Here is a 14,368-nt window from a genome sequence, read left to right as displayed (position 1 = left end):
GCGCGGCCCGGAGGGCTGCGCGCGCGCCGGGATCAGGGGCAGGCGTTGTCGCGGCCCGGGGTGGGCGCGGCCGTCACGAAGCGGCTGCCGTCGCGGGCGCCGTCGGCGCAGCGCTGGATCGACTGCGTCGCCGACAGCTCGGCCGTCGCGCCTTCGTCGACCTGGACGCGCCGGGGGGACTCCACGTCGCTGGAGATCAGCGCGTTCAAGAGCGCATCATCATCGAGATCGTTCGTGCCGTAGACGACGGCGTCGATGAGGCGCGCGTCCGTGACCGGCGTGCCCGAGGGGAAGTCCGCGGGCAGCCCCTGGTACAAGGCGACCGCGTCCGCGCCGTTCTGCAGGGTCTCGTCCGGGAAGACGAGGGCGGGCGCCGGCATGACGCCGCTGTTGCCGACGAGCAGGAGGCCGAATCGGTCGGTCGTGGCGTTGAGCACGATCGCCCGGTAGGAGGTGTCGCCGGACCCGTTGAAGAACACGAGCGTGTAGCCGGCGAGGCTCGTGAGCCGCCAGCCCGTGCTGATCTCGACGAACTCGCGATTGTCGTTCACCGGCGTGGTCGGCGTGTCGGCGTCGAGCTCGTTGATCTGGAGCCGGAGCACCGTCACCCGGAACGTGGTCTGCCGCGCGCCCGGGCGGCTCACCACGATTTCCCCCGGGCCGATCGGCGTCGCATCCGAGAGCGCGGGGATGGTGATCCGCGTGTCGGAGTCGACCGTGAACGGTTGCGGCAGGTAGCTCACGGTCACCTCCGTCGCACCGGTGAACCCCGTGCCGGTGAGCACGAGCGCGCCCCCGACGGCGATGATCGGGTAATCGACCGAGGTCACCTGGGCCGGCGCCCCGCACGGCGGGCACGAGGAGCCGCCGCAGTCGACGCCGCCCTCGTCGCCGTTGAGGCGGCCGTCCGCGCACGAGGCCGCCTGGCACACGAAATCGAGGCAGACCTGGGACGGGCAGTCCGTGTGGACCAGGCACTCCACGCAGGCCCCGGCGGCGTTGCACTTCCCGCCGTCGCCGAGGGCGCACTCGGTGCCGACCGCCTTCGGCTCGTTGACCGGGGAGCCGTCGCGGCAGGCGTCGATCGTGCACTCGCTGCGGTCGTTGGGCACGTCGTCGTCGTCGTCGACCTCCACGACCGCGCCGCCTTCGTCACAGACGCGCTCGCTGCAGTCGCCGGCCATCTGCATCTCCGCCGGCGTCCCCGCGGCGACGGGCTCGGTGACGCACCCGCCGTCGACGCACCTCGCGATGGCGCACTCGCTCGCGGGCTCGGCGCAGTCCGCGTCGCCGGTGCAGGTGCCGCCGCCGCCGCTGCCGCCGGACCCGCCGTCTCCGCCGCCGATTCCACCCTCGCCGCCGTCACCTCCGATGCCACCGACTCCGCCGGATCCACCGTTGCCATTCCCGGAGCCGCCGTCGCCACCGCCGGAGCCGCCGTCGCCACCGCCGGAGCCGCCGTCGCCACCGCCGGAGCCGCCGTCGCCACCGCCGGAGCCACCGTCGCCACCGCCGGAGCCACCGTCGCCACCGCCGGAGCCACCGTCGCCACCGCCGGAGCCACCGTCGCCACCGCCGGAGCCACCGTCGCCACCGCCGCCGCCGTCATTGCCGCCGGAGCCGCCGATGCCGCCCCCGCCGCCGTCATTGCCGCCAGAGCCGCCGGCTCCCCCCAGCCCTCCTGCGCCCCCTTGTCCGCCGCTCCCACCGTCGCCGATCTGGCTGCGATCGGGCATCGTGGCCACCTCGCAGCCCGAGGTGGCCAGCAGCGAAATGCTCAGCGCGAGCGCGGATCCGTATCGATTCGATCTCGAAGTCATGGACACACCTGGTTTCAGGTTGGGCTGGGCGCGCAGGCCGTCGACGCCGTCTGCGCTGCCCCGCGGCAAGGACGAGCGGACGGGCATCCTAGACGCATGGGACGCCTGTTGAAAGCGCGCCGCGCCGCACGGCGCCGGGCCGAACCCGCGCTGGCCGGCGGCGGCCTGCTGGCCCGCGGCAGCGCCCGCTCCCGCGCGCTCCCTCGCCGGGGTGGCGGGATCCGCCTGCTGGCATGCTCGTTGATGCATCGAACCGCCGGCATGCGCTCCGCCTCGGGCGGGGGTCGAGCATGACGCCCCGGTTGCGGCGCGGCGACGCAGGGACGCGGCGATCGAGGAGCAACGAGCATGCGAATCGCGATCATCTCCACCCCGTTCATCCGGGTGCCGCCCTCCGGGTACGGAGGGACCGAGCTGTTCTGTTACGAGCTCGCCGAGGGGCTGTCGGAGCGCGGACACGAGGTGACGCTCTTCGCGACGGGCGATTCGTCGGTCGCCTGCCGCCGCCTGTCGCTCTACGCGAGCCCGCGCTGGCCCCCTGCGCCGGAGGACGAGGTCAACCACGTCGCGTGGGCCGCGTCGGAGATCGCGCGGGAGGACAGGTTCGACCTGGTGCACCTGAACAGCCCCATCGCCGTCCCGTTCACCCGCTTCCTCCGTGTCCCGGCCGTGCACACCCTGCACCACGCGTCGTGCGACGAGAGCTCGCGCATCTACGCCCAGCACCCGGAGATCGCGTACGTGGCCATCAGCGAGCGGCAGCGCTCCCTCGAGATCGCGCTCCCGCGCTCGTGCGTGATCCATCACGGCGTCACGCCGGCGCGCTACCCGACGAGCCTCTCCGACGAGGGCTACCTCGCGCACCTCGGCCGTTACGCCGAGGAGAAGGGGACCCACCTCGCCCTCGACATCGCGAGGGCCGCGGGCATGCAGCTCAGGCTCGCCGGCCGCGCGCACTCCAAGGATCGACTCTACTACCTTCGCGAGGTCGCCCCGCGCCTCCGGGAGAGCGGCGCGTCGGACCTCGGAGAGATGGATCTCGATCGCAAGGTCGCGCTCCTGCGCGGGGCGCGCGCCCTCCTCTGCCCGCTCCAGTGGGAGGAGCCGTTCGGGCTGATCGCCGTCGAGGCCATGCTCTGCGGCACCCCGGTGCTCGGCTTTCGCCGCGGCTCCTTCACCGAGATCGTCGACGAGGGGATCACGGGCTTCCTGGCCGCGCCGGGCGACGGCGCGCGCCTCGCCGCGATCGCGGCGGGGCTCGCGCGCTTCGACCGCGCCGCCTGCGCGCGCCGCGCGCGCGAGCGCTTCAGCAGCGCCGTGATGGTGGGGAAGTACGAGGCGCTCTACCGCGCCGTGAGCGGCCCGCGGCGCGCCCACGGCTCCCGCGCAGCCTGAGCGCCGCGGGGCTGCCCCGCTCGCGCGCCCGAGCGCGCGGTCCGCGCCCCGGGCCGGACCTCACGAGGGCGGCGGCGACGGCGCGCCGCGGGGGGACGCGGCAGCGTCGTCGATGTCCAGCCGGCGCCGCAGCGCCGCGCGGAGCGCCAGGTAGCCGAGGAACCCGACCGGGCCGAAGAGCAGCGTCAGCGCCAGGCAGGGCACGACCGTCCAGTGCGGTATGCCGAGCCGCGCCGCGTCGCGCACCTCCCAGGAGCCCGTGAACAGGTCGAACACGAGATAGTGGATCCACCCGACCAGCAGCACCTCTCGGCGCGCGAAGAGCTGCCCGACCCCGTGCAGGCTGCCGAAGCTGCCCTCTCCCTTGCCGAACGTCGGCACGATCAGGATCAGGTACACGAGCGCGAGCGCCGCCGCCGTGCCCGCGGCGACGCGCTGGGTCCATCTCCATCGAGGCGCGAAGGCGAGCAGCAGCCAGCCGGGGAGGACCGCCGCGTTGCAGATCGAGAAGATCGTCTCCAGATCCATGGGCTCGGGGCAGGGTAGGTGAACGCTCCTGGAGAGGCCAGGAGGCGCGAGGAGGCGCGGCTCGAGCGATCGTCCGCCCCCGCGGGGCGGCGCCGGATCGAGGCGCGTCGCGCCGCGGCCGTCGCGCGGGCCTCTTTCGCGAGGCGCGGCGGTGATAAGAGGCGGCCATGAACGAGCTCTTGCACGCCCTGCTCCGGCGCCCGCCGCTCGGGCGCGCGGCGCGGGCCGCGTCGGACTGGGTCGATCTCCAGCTCACCCACGTCGTGACCTCGCTCGCGCGCTTCGCCCCGCGGGCGCGCGGGCGGCTGCTCGACGTGGGCTGCGGCGACAAGCCCTACGAGCACCTCTTCCTCCCCCACGTCCTCGAGTACCTCGGCGTGGAGCACGAGGCGACCTTCGGCGCCACGGCCGCGCGCGCGCGAGGCAAGGCCGACATGCTCTATGACGGCGAGCGGCTGCCCTTCCCGGACGCGAGCTTCGACACCGTGCTGAGCGTGCAGGTCCTCGAGCACACCCCCCGCCCGGAGGCGCTCGTCGCCGAGATGGCGCGCGTGCTCCGCCCCGGCGGCCTGCTCCTCCTGAGCGCGCCGTTCTCGTTCCGCCTGCACGAGGAGCCGCACGATTACTTCCGTTTCACCCCTCACGGCCTCCGCGCGCTGTGCGGCCGCGCCGGCCTGATCATCGAGGAGATCTGCCCGCACGGCGGCCTCTGGAGCCTGCTCGGCCACAAGGTGAACAGCTACCTGGCGCTCCAGGTGGCGCAGATCGGCGGCGTCGCGCAGGCGATGGGCAAGCTCGGCCACGAGGCCTGCGAAGGCCGCGGCGCGCGCGTGTGGACGCTGCCGCTGGTCGCGCCGGCGATGATCGCGGTGGCCGCGGGCGCGCGCGTGCTCGACCGCGCGCTGCCCGATCCCACCGAGACGCTCGGCTTCACCCTGGCGGCGCGGCGGCCGGCGGCCTGACGCTCGCCTACGAGCGGCCCGGGGCGAGCTCCCCGGCGATGCGCTGCACGCTCTGGAGCAGCGCCTTGATCTGATCGCCGACGACCGGCCCCGCGTCCTCGACGAGCCCCTCGATCTGCTCGAGCACGGGCGGCAGCCCGTCCGCGGTGACCTCGTGGATGCGCTCGCCCCCGAGCTTCGCCTCGATGCGCGCGAGCTCGTCCTTGAGCTCGCCGAGCGCCTGCGACACGTGCTCCCGGTTCTGCACGTGCTCGTGGCGCGAGAGCTCATACGCTATCGCGATCGCGCTCCGGACATCCCGCTGCACTTCCATCCGCTCCATGCTTCCTCACCCGTGCCGTCGCCGGCGATAGTGGATCTCGAACGCGACCGGCCGCGGGGCGTCGCACCGCCTGGCGGCCGGTACACCCATCCATGGGCGTGGTCTGCCTGGCCGTCCGCCGATCGCGCTTGCGGGGCGGATCGGGCGGACGGCGTGTCGCCTTCAACGTTTCAGCGCTTCAGCGTTCCAGCGCAAAGCAGCTTCCGTGCCCTCGCCGGCCCTCTCGCCCTGCTCGGCCGAGCCCGGGCGCGCGCGTCTCCCGAGCCCGCGCCCGGCGCAGCCCACGCGGACGATCCGCCTCACGTGTCGCAGATCGCCACGCGGTCGCGCGCCTCTGGCGGATCGGTCGTTCGTCGGGGCCGGCCGCGGGTAGCGCTCGCATTTGCCCTAAGAGAGTTCCCATGAAGGCGGGAAGGCAGGAAGATCATTGATCTTTTCTTCCCGCCTTCCCGCCTTCATGTTCAATTTTGAGCACTGCCGGGCCGCGTCCAGGCCGGCCGCGCTCCCGGGCAGGGCCTCTCAGGGCACCAGCTCCATGCCGCTGAACTCGATGGGAAAGGTGATGACGGTCGTCACCCCGCCTTGCGGCGGGGGGAACTGCATCTTCTCGAACGTGTCGGCCACGCAGCGGTCGACCTGCGGGTTCTTCGCGGTCGACCTCACGACGTCTGCCTTGTTGACCTTGCCGCTCGGGCCGATGGTCGCCTTGACGGTCACCTTCCCGACGAACTTCGGCGAGCTCTTGACGCCGATCTTGTAGCACTCGTCGAAGAGCTCCGCGTGCTTCTCCACGACGTCGCGGACCTGCACCTCCGAGAGGCTGCCCCCGAGCGTCCCCGTCGCGACGGCCGCGCCCGGCTTCACGTTCCCGTCGCCCCTCGGCGCGGCCGGCTTCGGCGCGGCCTCGACCGGCGCGGCCGCCCCGGGGACCTGCGAGGTCGCCGGGGGCGCCTCGCCGGCGGCGGGCGTCGTGCCCGCCGGCGCCGGGGCCGTCGTTCCCGCCGGCTCGGCGGGCGTCGCGCCCGCCGGCGCCGTGGAGGTCGCGCCCGCCGGCTCCGGCGGCGCGGACTGCGCCGGCGCCTGGGCGGGCGGCGGCGCGCACGCCGACGCGAGCGCGAGGACCAGAACCAGACCTGTTCGGCGAGAGCTCATGCCCGAAGGTAAAACCCGGATGCGGGGCCGTGTCCACGAGGATGGAGGCGCCGCCGCTCAGCGCAGCCGCAGCACCTCGACCTCGGACGCGCCGCCGCCACCGAGGAGCCTCGGCGCTCGGCCCCGATCGCGGGCCTTCAGCGACGCCCAGAACACCTCCGTCCCCGGCCGCTTCCGGATCGGCACCGGATCGGCGTAGACGAAGCCCGCCCTCCAGCGCTGCGGCGAGATCGCCGTCGGGAGGCCGACCTCGCGGTAGACCGGGTCCGCCATCGTCGTGGACAGCGGGGCGCGCTCGACCACCCGCGACCGCACGGAGAGCGCCACGTCGCTCGCCGCGGGCCCGCCCGCGCGCACGAAGATCGTGAGGAGCGAGCGCGCGCCCTCGTGGAACGTGGTCCCGAGCAGCTCGGTGCCGTCGTCGAACCGCGCGCCGAGCGGCGCGAGCGCGGCGGCGATCTCCGAGAAGAGCGCCGTCGCGCGCGCGGCGTCGCCCGCGGCCAGCGCGGCGTTGTGGGCGATCCGCTTCTGCTCCAGCGTCTCCGGCGGGCCGGCCGGCGGCTCGGCCGGCTGTCCGAAGTGCGCGCGGAGCTCCCACGTGAGGAACGGATCCGGCACGATCTCGCGCTCGGGCTCGGTGCCCGAGACGAAGTACCAGGCGAGGAGCCCCGGCTCCCGCTCGCGGAACGAGAACGCCTCGATGCCGCGCGCGCCCTGCGCCCGCGCCTCCGCCCCGACGCCCGCGCCGAGCGCCCAGAACGGGCCCACCGCCGTGATGTCGAAGCGCTGCGCGAGGCTCGCCTGGTCCCGGTCGAGCATGAACCGCGTGTCCGCGAGGTAGGCGCCGCGGGGCGGCGCCTCCCTCGGCGCGGGCCGGGTCGGCTTGACGACGCGCCCGCCGAGCGCCCAGACCTGGGCCCAGGTGGCCTTCATGCCCTCGTGCATCTCGACGACCGCGTCGGTCGGCGTCCGCGGCAACCTCGGCGCGAGCCAGCGCAGGAACGCCGTCTTCTCCCCGTCGGAGTCGATGAGGTGCCCCCGCTCGTTGAAGCGCCCGCCCGTCTCGCGCGCGTAGCGCAGCGCGGGGAGCCCGTCGCGCAGCACGGCGGCGAGCGGCGCGAGCCACAGCGCGAGCGCCGCGAGCGCGGGCCACGCGGGCGCCGGCCCGGCGGGATCGCGCGCGGCGCCGGGCGCGCGTCGCGCGGCCGCGGCGGCGGCGCGCTCGAGCAGCGCCGCGAAGGTCGCGACGAGGGCGGCGGCGGCGAGGGCGAAGTAGGCCCCGAAGTAGTGCGGCCAGAAGATGTGGATGTCGGCGCCCTGGCGGAAGACGACGTACTGCACCGTCGCCGTCGCGAGGTAGAGCAGCGGCAGCGCGTCGTGCTCGCGCCGGAGCAGGACGAGCCGCGCGGCGCAGACGAGCGCGGCGAGCTTCCCCGCGGCGATGGCGATCGGCGTGAACGAGAGCTCGATCCAGTACCGCCGGCCCGCGAGCACCTTGGCGAGCGGTTCGGCGTTGCCCGACGAGCGGAACCCGTAGCTCGCCAGGAGATCGCCGAGCTTGCCGGCCTGGTGGAAGAGGGCGAGGTAGAGCGCGGCGGTCAGCGCCGCGAGGAAGGCGGTGAGCACCCACCACTGCGCGTAGCGCCGCTCGTGGATTGGCCCGAAGACGCGCTTCGGGAGCAGGTAGGCGCGGAGCGCGCCGAACGCGAGCAGCCCCGCCGTGAGCACGAACGCGGGCCAGTCGGCGTGCATGCCGAGCGTGAGCCCGAGCGCGCTCACCGCGAGGTAGCGGCGTCGGGCCGTCTGCGTGAGCCGGACGTACCCGAAGAGCCCGAGCAGCGTCCAGGCCATGACCGGGACCTCGAGCGCGTTGAGGCTCGCGAACGCGAGCGTGATCGGCAGGACGACGAACGCCGCCGCCGCGGCCGCCCCTGCGGCGGGGCGGTAGACGCTGCGGCCGATGGCGTAGAGCAGGGGCGGCGTCGCGGCGCTCAGCAGGACGGCGGGCAGGCGGCAGACGACGTCGTGCCGCCCGAGGACCTTCATGAACGCGGCGGTCGTCCAGAAGATCCCCCAGGGGTGGTGGCAGTAGTACATCTCCGGCGCCGGCCGGCTCGCGGTGTACTCCCACACGGGCCCGAGGATCTTCCAGCGGAGCATGTTCTCCGCGATGATCCCGACGCCGGCGGACGACGCGTAATGGCCGGCGAGGATGGGCCCGAACATCTCCCACGCGGCGGCGAGCGCGAACCATGCGGTGGCGACGGCGGTGACGGCGAGCGCCGCGCGGGTCTCGAGGCGGGATGCGGCGGGGAGGCCGCGCAGATCGGTCGGGCGGGGGGCGGGGCGCGGGAAGAGCAACGTGCGCGCAGCCTAGCGTCGATGGGGCGCTTCCGGAGAGGAGAGACTCGCCCGCCGCCCGCGGCGGCGGCGGCGCGGGTCGATGCGCGCGCGCGGCTCGGGTAAGGTAGGGCATGTCGACCGAGGCGCACAGGCAGGTTCACGGGCGGGCGCACCGCGACGGCAGGGGGCGCGATCCGACGTTCTATCCTGTGGAGAAGAAGATGGGGGAGGACTCCCTTCAGACATGGATCGTGGAGCTCCTCCGCCCGCTGATCGAGCGCTGGTACCAGGAGCTCGGCCGGCCGCGGTTCGTGGGGGCGGACCAGTTCATCTACTATCAGCAGTTCGATCCTTCCAAGGTCGTGGCGCCGGACGTGTACGTGCTCCCCGGCGTGCCGCCGGGCCGGCGCGTGCGCAGCTGGAAGGTGTGGGAGACCGGGATTGCCCCGAGCTTCGCGCTCGAGGTCGTCTCCTCCGACGAGCCCTACAAGGATTACGTGGACGCGCCCGAGCGCTACCGGGAGCTCGGGGTGAGGGAGCTCGTGATCTTCGATCCCGACTGGGAGAGGAGCCGGGATCGGGTGCGCTGGCAGCGCTACCGGCGGCTGAAGACGCGGGGGTTCGTCCGGGTGGAGACGACGAACGTCGATCGGATCTACGCGCGCGTGCTCGGCTGCTGGCTGCGGGTGATCGGCGCGGGCGACGCGGCGCGCGTCCGGCTGGCCACGGGATCCGCGGGCGAAGCGCTCTTCCCGACCGCCGCGGAGGCGGAGCAGGCCGCGCGGGAGGCGGAGCGGGCCGCGAAGGAGGCGGAGCGGGCCGCGAAGGAGGCGGCGCTGGAGCGGGTCGCGGCGCTCGAGGCGCAGCTCGCGAGCGTCGCGAGCGCGAAGGACAAGGGGCCTGGGGCGCCCTGAGCCTCGCCGGCGCGCGGCCGTTCAGGCCCGGAGCAGCGTGACCCGCCGGCCCGCGGGCGTCCGGGCCTCGTCGAGCCGCGTGCGCGCCTCGACGTCGCCGGCCGCGGCGCTGACCGCACGTCGGTTCCGGATCGAGCCCTCCGGCCTTCGAGGGCCTCTCCTTCGGTTTCGGATCGACGCACCCCCCCTCGCGAGGGGTCGCCGGCACATCGCGACCTCTCGGTGCGAGCTTTCGAGGCCCTCGCGTCGGGTCTGGATCGACCGAGCGCCCCTCGCGAGGGGTCGCCGGCACATCGCGACCTCCCTGTGCGGCCCTCCGAGGCCCCCCGGTCGGTTCCGGATCGACCGAGCGCCCCTCGCGAGGGGTCGCCGGCACGTCGCGACCTCTGCGCGCGGCCCTCCGAGGCCCCCCGGTCGGTTCCGGATCGACCGAGCGCCCCTCGCCAGGGGTCGCCGGCACGTCGCGACCTCTGCGCGCGGCCTCCGAGGCCCTTCGGTCGGTTCCGAGATGGTAGCTTCCCGCCACTTTGGGTACCCCGTCCCCCCCGGCGGAGCCTCCGGCGGCCCCCGCCCCCGCGGTCCGCGCGCCGTCCGGCCAGCTCCGCCCCGCCGCGAGCGCCGCGGTCCGCGCGCTGTCCGGCCCGCTCCGCCGCGCCGCGGACGCCGCGGTTCGCGCGCCGCTCAGCGCGGCGCTCGCGCTCGTCGTCGTCGCCGCGTCCGTCTACGTGATCGCCCTCCCGCTCGCGGTCGTCCGCTATCCGCCGATGACCGATCTCCCGTTCCACGCGGCCCAGACCGCGGCGCTCCGGCACTACCTCGATCCGGCGTGGCACTTCCGCGAGCAGTTCACGCTCCAGCCGCTCGCGGTCCCGTACATGTCCATGTACGCGCTCGGCGCCCTGCTCATGCTCGTCCTCCCGCCCGTGGCCGCGGTGAAGGTCGCGGCGGCGGCGATGCTCGCGCTCCTGCCCGCGGGCCTCGCCGTCCTCTTCCACGGCCTGAAGCGGAGCCCCCTGCTCGGCGTCCTCGGCCTCGTCCTCGTCTGGTGCAACCTCACGCACTGGGGCTTCCTCAACCACATGGGCGCGCTCGGCCTCTTCGCGATGGTCGTCGGCCTGACGCTCCTGCTCGTCGATCGCCCCTCGCGCGGCCGACAGGCCGCGCTCGCGCTCGCGCTCGTCGCGCTGTTCTTCACCCACGTCTTCCGCTTCCCGTTCGCGATCGCCGCCGTGGTCGGCGCGGCGATCGTGGTGTTCCCGGCGACGCGGCGGCTCCGCCCCATCGCGCTGCCGCTCGCGCCCGCGCTGGTCCTCTTCGCGGCGTGGCTCGCGGTCCGGACCGACACCCTCCACGCCGCGCCCTTCACCCCCGCGCTCCACTGGGAGCGGCTCGGCGAGGCCCCGTCGCTCCTGTTCACGAGCTTCACCGATCCCGCCGAGGCGGCGGCGGCCCGCCGGGCGGCGCGCCTCGTGCTCGCCGCGCTGCTCGTGTGCCTCGGGGGCGCGGCCGTGCAGCTCGCCGCTTCCATGTCCGCGCCGGCGCCCGCGCCCGCCACCCCCGACGCGGCGCCCGCCGCCTCCACGTTCGCGCCGGCGCCCGCGCCCGCCACCCCCATGCCCGCGCCCGCCGTCCCGGACGCGGCGCCCCCTCCCGCCACGGACGCGCGGCAGCGTGCCTTCGCGCGCCTCGCCGCCCTCGTCCCGATCGCCTGCGCGGCCGTGTTCCTGGGCCTGTTCCTGAGCCTGCCGCTCCAGATCGGCCTCTGGTGGTACGTCTACCCGCGAGAGATCGTCGCGGCCCTGTTCCTCGCCCTCGGCGCGTTCCCGGACCTGCCGCGATCGCCCTGGCTCAAGGCGCCGGCCGTGCTCGCGATCGCGGCCGCGGCGCTCTCCCTCGGCGACGTCGCGCGCGACAACTACCGCCGCTTCGACCACAGCACGCGCGACTTCGACGCCATCATCGCCCGCATCCCGCCCGCGCCCAGGCTGCTCTACCTCGTCTTCGATCACGGCGGCTCGACCCGGGCGACGACCCCGTTCATCCACCTCCCCGCCTGGGTCCAGGCCACGCGGGGCGGCTGGCTCAGCTTCCATTTCGCCGTCTGGGACGCGTCGCCGATCGCCTACCGGCCTCGCGCCGAGCCGGGCGCCGTCGTCCCGCCGCCGACGCCGCTCCGGTGGGAGTGGACGCCGGAGAAATTCGACGTGCGCCGCCACGGCGCCTTCTTCGACTGGTTCCTCGTCCGCCGGCGGGCGGGGGCCGATCACCTCTTCGCCAGGGACCCGAGCATCGTCCCCGTCGATCACGTCGGCGACTGGTGGCTCTACCGGCGCGCCGGCGCGCCGTAGCCAGCGCTCCGGCCAGGGCTTCTGTTACCATGCCGCACATGCGCTCCTCCCCGGCTTCCGCTCTCCTCGCAGCGGGGTTCGCCCTGCTCGCCCTCTGCGCCTGCGGCTCCGACGAGCCGGCCAATCCTGGCGCGGGCGGCGCCGGCGGTGGCGCGGGCGACGGGGGCGGCGGCTCCACCGGGGGGCCCGTGTGCAGCGAGCCGACCCCGGTGCCCTGCGAGGACGAAGTCTTCCAGCAGATGAACCTCCAGTCCGACGTGGCGCCCGGGGAGCTCAGCAACGAGCAGGACGGCGGCGGGTTCCGCTCCCTCATCGACGCCACCGCGGGCGGCGCCTTCGCCGCCGAGCCCCACGCCTACGTCTATGCCCGGTTCACCGACGGCGGCCTCGAGAAGGTCGAGATCTCCGACGAGGCGTCGCTCGGATCGATGGACTGGGACATCGCCTTCCGGCGCTACGTCGTGCGCATCAACAGCGGCCACTCCGGGCCGTCCTGCGTGACGGCGGCGCGGCTGCCGGGGACGCCCGACTACGACGCGCTCGCCGAGGCCCCCGGCGAGCTGAGGCTCCGCAGCGACGAGTACTTCACGAGCGACATGAGCGACATGAGCGACATGAGCGAGACCTGCGCGCTCATCCCCGACGGCTCCGGGCTGGAGTCGCCGGCGACCGCGCTCTCCGGCTACTGGAAGTACCCCGGCTGCGTGCAGATGAGCGGCGCCGTCTACGTCCTCCAGCTCGCGGACGGCCGGAGGCTCAAGCTGACCGTCACGCACTTCTACGACGAGGAGAACCAGGCGAAGTGCCAGGAGACCGGCGAGGTCCCGATGGGCGACACCGGCGCGGCCAACCTCCAGATCCGGTGGGCCTTCCTCCCGTGAGCCGGCCCTCCGGCGCCGGGCGCCCCGCCCCCGCGCGGCGCCGCCGCGCCGCATGCGCCGCGGCCTCGTGGCGCCGCCGCGCCGCCTGCGCCGCAACCTCGCTCGCCCCGGCGCTCGCCGCCTCGCTCGCCCCGGCGCTCGCGGCCTGCGGCGCCGGCGACGCGCCCTCGCTCGACGGGCCCGCCGCGGCGCCGCTCGATCGGCCGGACACGCGCGGCACCGAGCTCCAGTTCCGGTTCGATCCGGACGACGCTGTCGAGACCTTCGCGTCGGCCTCGGGGAGCTTCCTTGTCCACTTCGCGCGCGAGGGGCGCAGCGCGGTGCCCGCCGAGGACGCCGACGCGACGGGCGTCCCCGACTTCGTCGAGGAGGTCGCCGCCATCTACGACGAGGTGATCGTCCACTACCGCGACGTCCTCGGCTTCCGGCCGCCGAGGAGCGACGAGGACCTCCCCGACAACGGCGGCGACGGCCGCTTCGACGTCTACCTCGTCGACTTCGCCGGCGTCGGCGACGGCGTGTTCCGCGTCGACGCCTGCGCGCCGGACGACGAGGGCCGCTGCGCCGGCTTCATGACCCAGGAGAACGACTTCAGCGGCTACGACTACCCGTCGACGCGGATCGCGAACCGGATCCTCGGCAGCCACGAGCTCTTCCACGCCGTGCAGGCGGCCTACGATCACGGCCAGGACACGCCGATGCTGGAGGGCAGCGCGGTCTGGGCGACCGAGTCGTTCGACCCCTCGCTCCAGGACTTCGAGGGCTTCGTCGGCGGCTACCTCTCGAACACGGATCGATCGCTCGACGTGCCCATGATCGGCCCGGTCGACCCCTTCAGCTACGGGAGCGCGGTCTTCTTCCAGTTCCTCGAGGAGCGCTACGGCGACGGCACGGTCCGCGAGCTCTGGGAGCGCGTCGAGGACGGCGCGTTCGGCGAGGCCGATCCCGTGTGGTTCGAGCAGCTCGACCCCTTGCTCGCGTCGCGGGCGCAGGCGACGTTCGCCGACGCGTTCGTGGAGTTCGCCGCCTGGAACCTGCTCACCGGCCTCCACGCCGATCCCGAGCGCTCCTACGCCGCCGGGGCCGGCTACCGTGGCCTCGTCCCGCGCTCCGTCGCGGCGCCGCACGCCGGCCGGCTCCGCGTCTTCCACGCGTCGGCGCAGTACTTCAGCGCCCCGCCCGACGGGCGCGCGGCCATGACCGCCGCGCTCGCGGGCGACCCCGCGCAGCTCGAGGGCCTCGCCCTGCTGCTCGCGGCGCGGCGCGGCCGCGCGTACGGCGAGATCGCGCGCGCCGACGACGTCGCCGCCGGCGCGGAGCTCGTCGACACGGCCGGCGCCGACGGCCTCGCCGTGATCGTGGTGAACGGCCTCCAGGACGGCGACTCGCGCAAGCCGACGCTGTGCATCGGCACGGCCGACGAGGTCGCGGCGTGCCGGGCCGAAGCGGAGGGCGGCGGCGGCGCGGGCGGCGGCGGCGGTGCGGGCGGCGCGGGCGGTGGAGGAGAGGCGCCGCCGGAGGGCGAGGAGGGCGGCGACGACGGCGGGTGCAGCTGCGGCGTCGTGGCGCCCGCCGCGGCCGGGAGCTTCGCCGCAGCCGGGGGCTTCGCGCTCGGCGCGTCGCTGCTCGCGCTCGCCCTGCGCCGGCGCAGGTTCACGCGCATCCACCGCTGATCTCGGCCGATCGCTCACCCGCTGCGGCGC

11 protein-coding genes are annotated in these 14,368 nt (G+C 74.8%); 6 read left to right on the top strand and 5 right to left on the bottom strand.

Going from position 1 to position 14,368, the window contains the following annotated elements:
• Positions 1 to 32 precede the first annotated feature (32 nt).
• Entirely contained in the window at positions 33 to 1,736 is a 1,704-nt protein-coding gene (locus WMF26_RS38530; protein WP_437996783.1) for a hypothetical protein, read from the bottom strand.
• Positions 1,737 to 2,168: 432 nt separating this feature from the next.
• On the opposite strand from WMF26_RS38530, the gene WMF26_RS38525 reads away from it, so the two are divergent.
• Positions 2,169 to 3,215 (top strand): glycosyltransferase family 4 protein, encoded by a 1,047-nt coding sequence (locus WMF26_RS38525; RefSeq protein WP_437996782.1) that lies wholly within the window; start codon positions 2,169 to 2,171, stop codon positions 3,213 to 3,215.
• A 60-nt stretch (positions 3,216 to 3,275) separates the two neighbouring features.
• Here WMF26_RS38525 and WMF26_RS38520 read toward each other — a convergent pair whose 3' ends face one another.
• Complete coding sequence (locus WMF26_RS38520; protein ID WP_437996781.1) at positions 3,276 to 3,743, bottom strand: ABA4-like family protein; 468 nt, start codon at positions 3,741 to 3,743, stop codon at positions 3,276 to 3,278.
• A 167-nt stretch (positions 3,744 to 3,910) separates the two neighbouring features.
• On the opposite strand from WMF26_RS38520, the gene WMF26_RS38515 reads away from it, so the two are divergent.
• A complete protein-coding gene (locus WMF26_RS38515) occupies positions 3,911 to 4,705 on the top strand; it encodes a class I SAM-dependent methyltransferase (protein ID WP_437996780.1) in 795 nt (264 codons plus the stop codon).
• A 7-nt stretch (positions 4,706 to 4,712) separates the two neighbouring features.
• Here WMF26_RS38515 and WMF26_RS38510 read toward each other — a convergent pair whose 3' ends face one another.
• The 3 genes from WMF26_RS38510 to WMF26_RS38500 form a co-directional block, all read right to left on the bottom strand.
• Positions 4,713 to 5,018, bottom strand: coding sequence for a hypothetical protein (locus WMF26_RS38510; protein WP_061622822.1), 306 nt, complete (start codon positions 5,016 to 5,018; stop codon positions 4,713 to 4,715).
• Between the two features lie 528 nt (positions 5,019 to 5,546).
• The gene (locus tag WMF26_RS38505; protein WP_437996779.1) at positions 5,547 to 6,179 is read right to left on the bottom strand and encodes a TonB family protein; all 633 of its coding nucleotides are present in this window, start codon (positions 6,177 to 6,179) and stop codon (positions 5,547 to 5,549) included.
• A gap of 57 nt (positions 6,180 to 6,236) precedes the next feature.
• Positions 6,237 to 8,540 (bottom strand): ArnT family glycosyltransferase, encoded by a 2,304-nt coding sequence (locus WMF26_RS38500; protein ID WP_437996778.1) that lies wholly within the window; start codon positions 8,538 to 8,540, stop codon positions 6,237 to 6,239.
• 113 nt (positions 8,541 to 8,653) lie between these two features.
• On the opposite strand from WMF26_RS38500, the gene WMF26_RS38495 reads away from it, so the two are divergent.
• The 4 genes from WMF26_RS38495 to WMF26_RS38480 all read left to right on the top strand — a co-directional run bounded on the left by WMF26_RS38495 (position 8,654) and on the right by WMF26_RS38480 (position 14,338).
• Positions 8,654 to 9,436 (top strand): Uma2 family endonuclease, encoded by a 783-nt coding sequence (locus WMF26_RS38495; RefSeq protein ID WP_437996777.1) that lies wholly within the window; start codon positions 8,654 to 8,656, stop codon positions 9,434 to 9,436.
• A gap of 527 nt (positions 9,437 to 9,963) precedes the next feature.
• Positions 9,964 to 11,784: a hypothetical protein gene (locus tag WMF26_RS38490; RefSeq protein ID WP_437996776.1), complete on the top strand. Its 1,821-nt coding sequence runs from the start codon at positions 9,964 to 9,966 to the stop codon at positions 11,782 to 11,784.
• 38 nt (positions 11,785 to 11,822) lie between these two features.
• Entirely contained in the window at positions 11,823 to 12,665 is an 843-nt protein-coding gene (locus WMF26_RS38485) for an HmuY family protein (protein ID WP_437996775.1), read from the top strand.
• Positions 12,662 to 14,338, top strand: coding sequence for an MXAN_6640 family putative metalloprotease (locus WMF26_RS38480; RefSeq protein ID WP_437996774.1), 1,677 nt, complete (start codon positions 12,662 to 12,664; stop codon positions 14,336 to 14,338). Before WMF26_RS38485 ends, WMF26_RS38480 begins: the two co-directional genes overlap by 4 nt.
• Positions 14,339 to 14,368 lie beyond the last annotated feature (30 nt).

It is taken from the genome of Sorangium sp. So ce185, assembly GCF_051526825.1.
Classification (GTDB): Bacteria; Myxococcota_A; Polyangia; order Polyangiales; family Polyangiaceae; genus Sorangium; species Sorangium cellulosum_D.
Note: the sequence above shows the minus strand (reverse complement) of the source record. Positions and strands in the feature narration are given on the sequence as shown.

Coding starts and splice junctions, on each gene's coding strand:
- WMF26_RS38485 (WP_437996775.1), top strand. CDS start 11,823: ATGCGCTCCTCCCCGGCTTCCGCTCTCCTCGCAGCGGGGTTCGCCCTG.
- WMF26_RS38525 (WP_437996782.1), top strand. CDS start 2,169: ATGCGAATCGCGATCATCTCCACCCCGTTCATCCGGGTGCCGCCCTCC.
- WMF26_RS38495 (WP_437996777.1), top strand. CDS start 8,654: ATGTCGACCGAGGCGCACAGGCAGGTTCACGGGCGGGCGCACCGCGAC.
- WMF26_RS38505 (WP_437996779.1), bottom strand. CDS start 6,179: ATGAGCTCTCGCCGAACAGGTCTGGTTCTGGTCCTCGCGCTCGCGTCG.
- WMF26_RS38520 (WP_437996781.1), bottom strand. CDS start 3,743: ATGGATCTGGAGACGATCTTCTCGATCTGCAACGCGGCGGTCCTCCCC.
- WMF26_RS38515 (WP_437996780.1), top strand. CDS start 3,911: ATGAACGAGCTCTTGCACGCCCTGCTCCGGCGCCCGCCGCTCGGGCGC.
- WMF26_RS38530 (WP_437996783.1), bottom strand. CDS start 1,736: ATGCCCGATCGCAGCCAGATCGGCGACGGTGGGAGCGGCGGACAAGGG.
- WMF26_RS38510 (WP_061622822.1), bottom strand. CDS start 5,018: ATGGAAGTGCAGCGGGATGTCCGGAGCGCGATCGCGATAGCGTATGAG.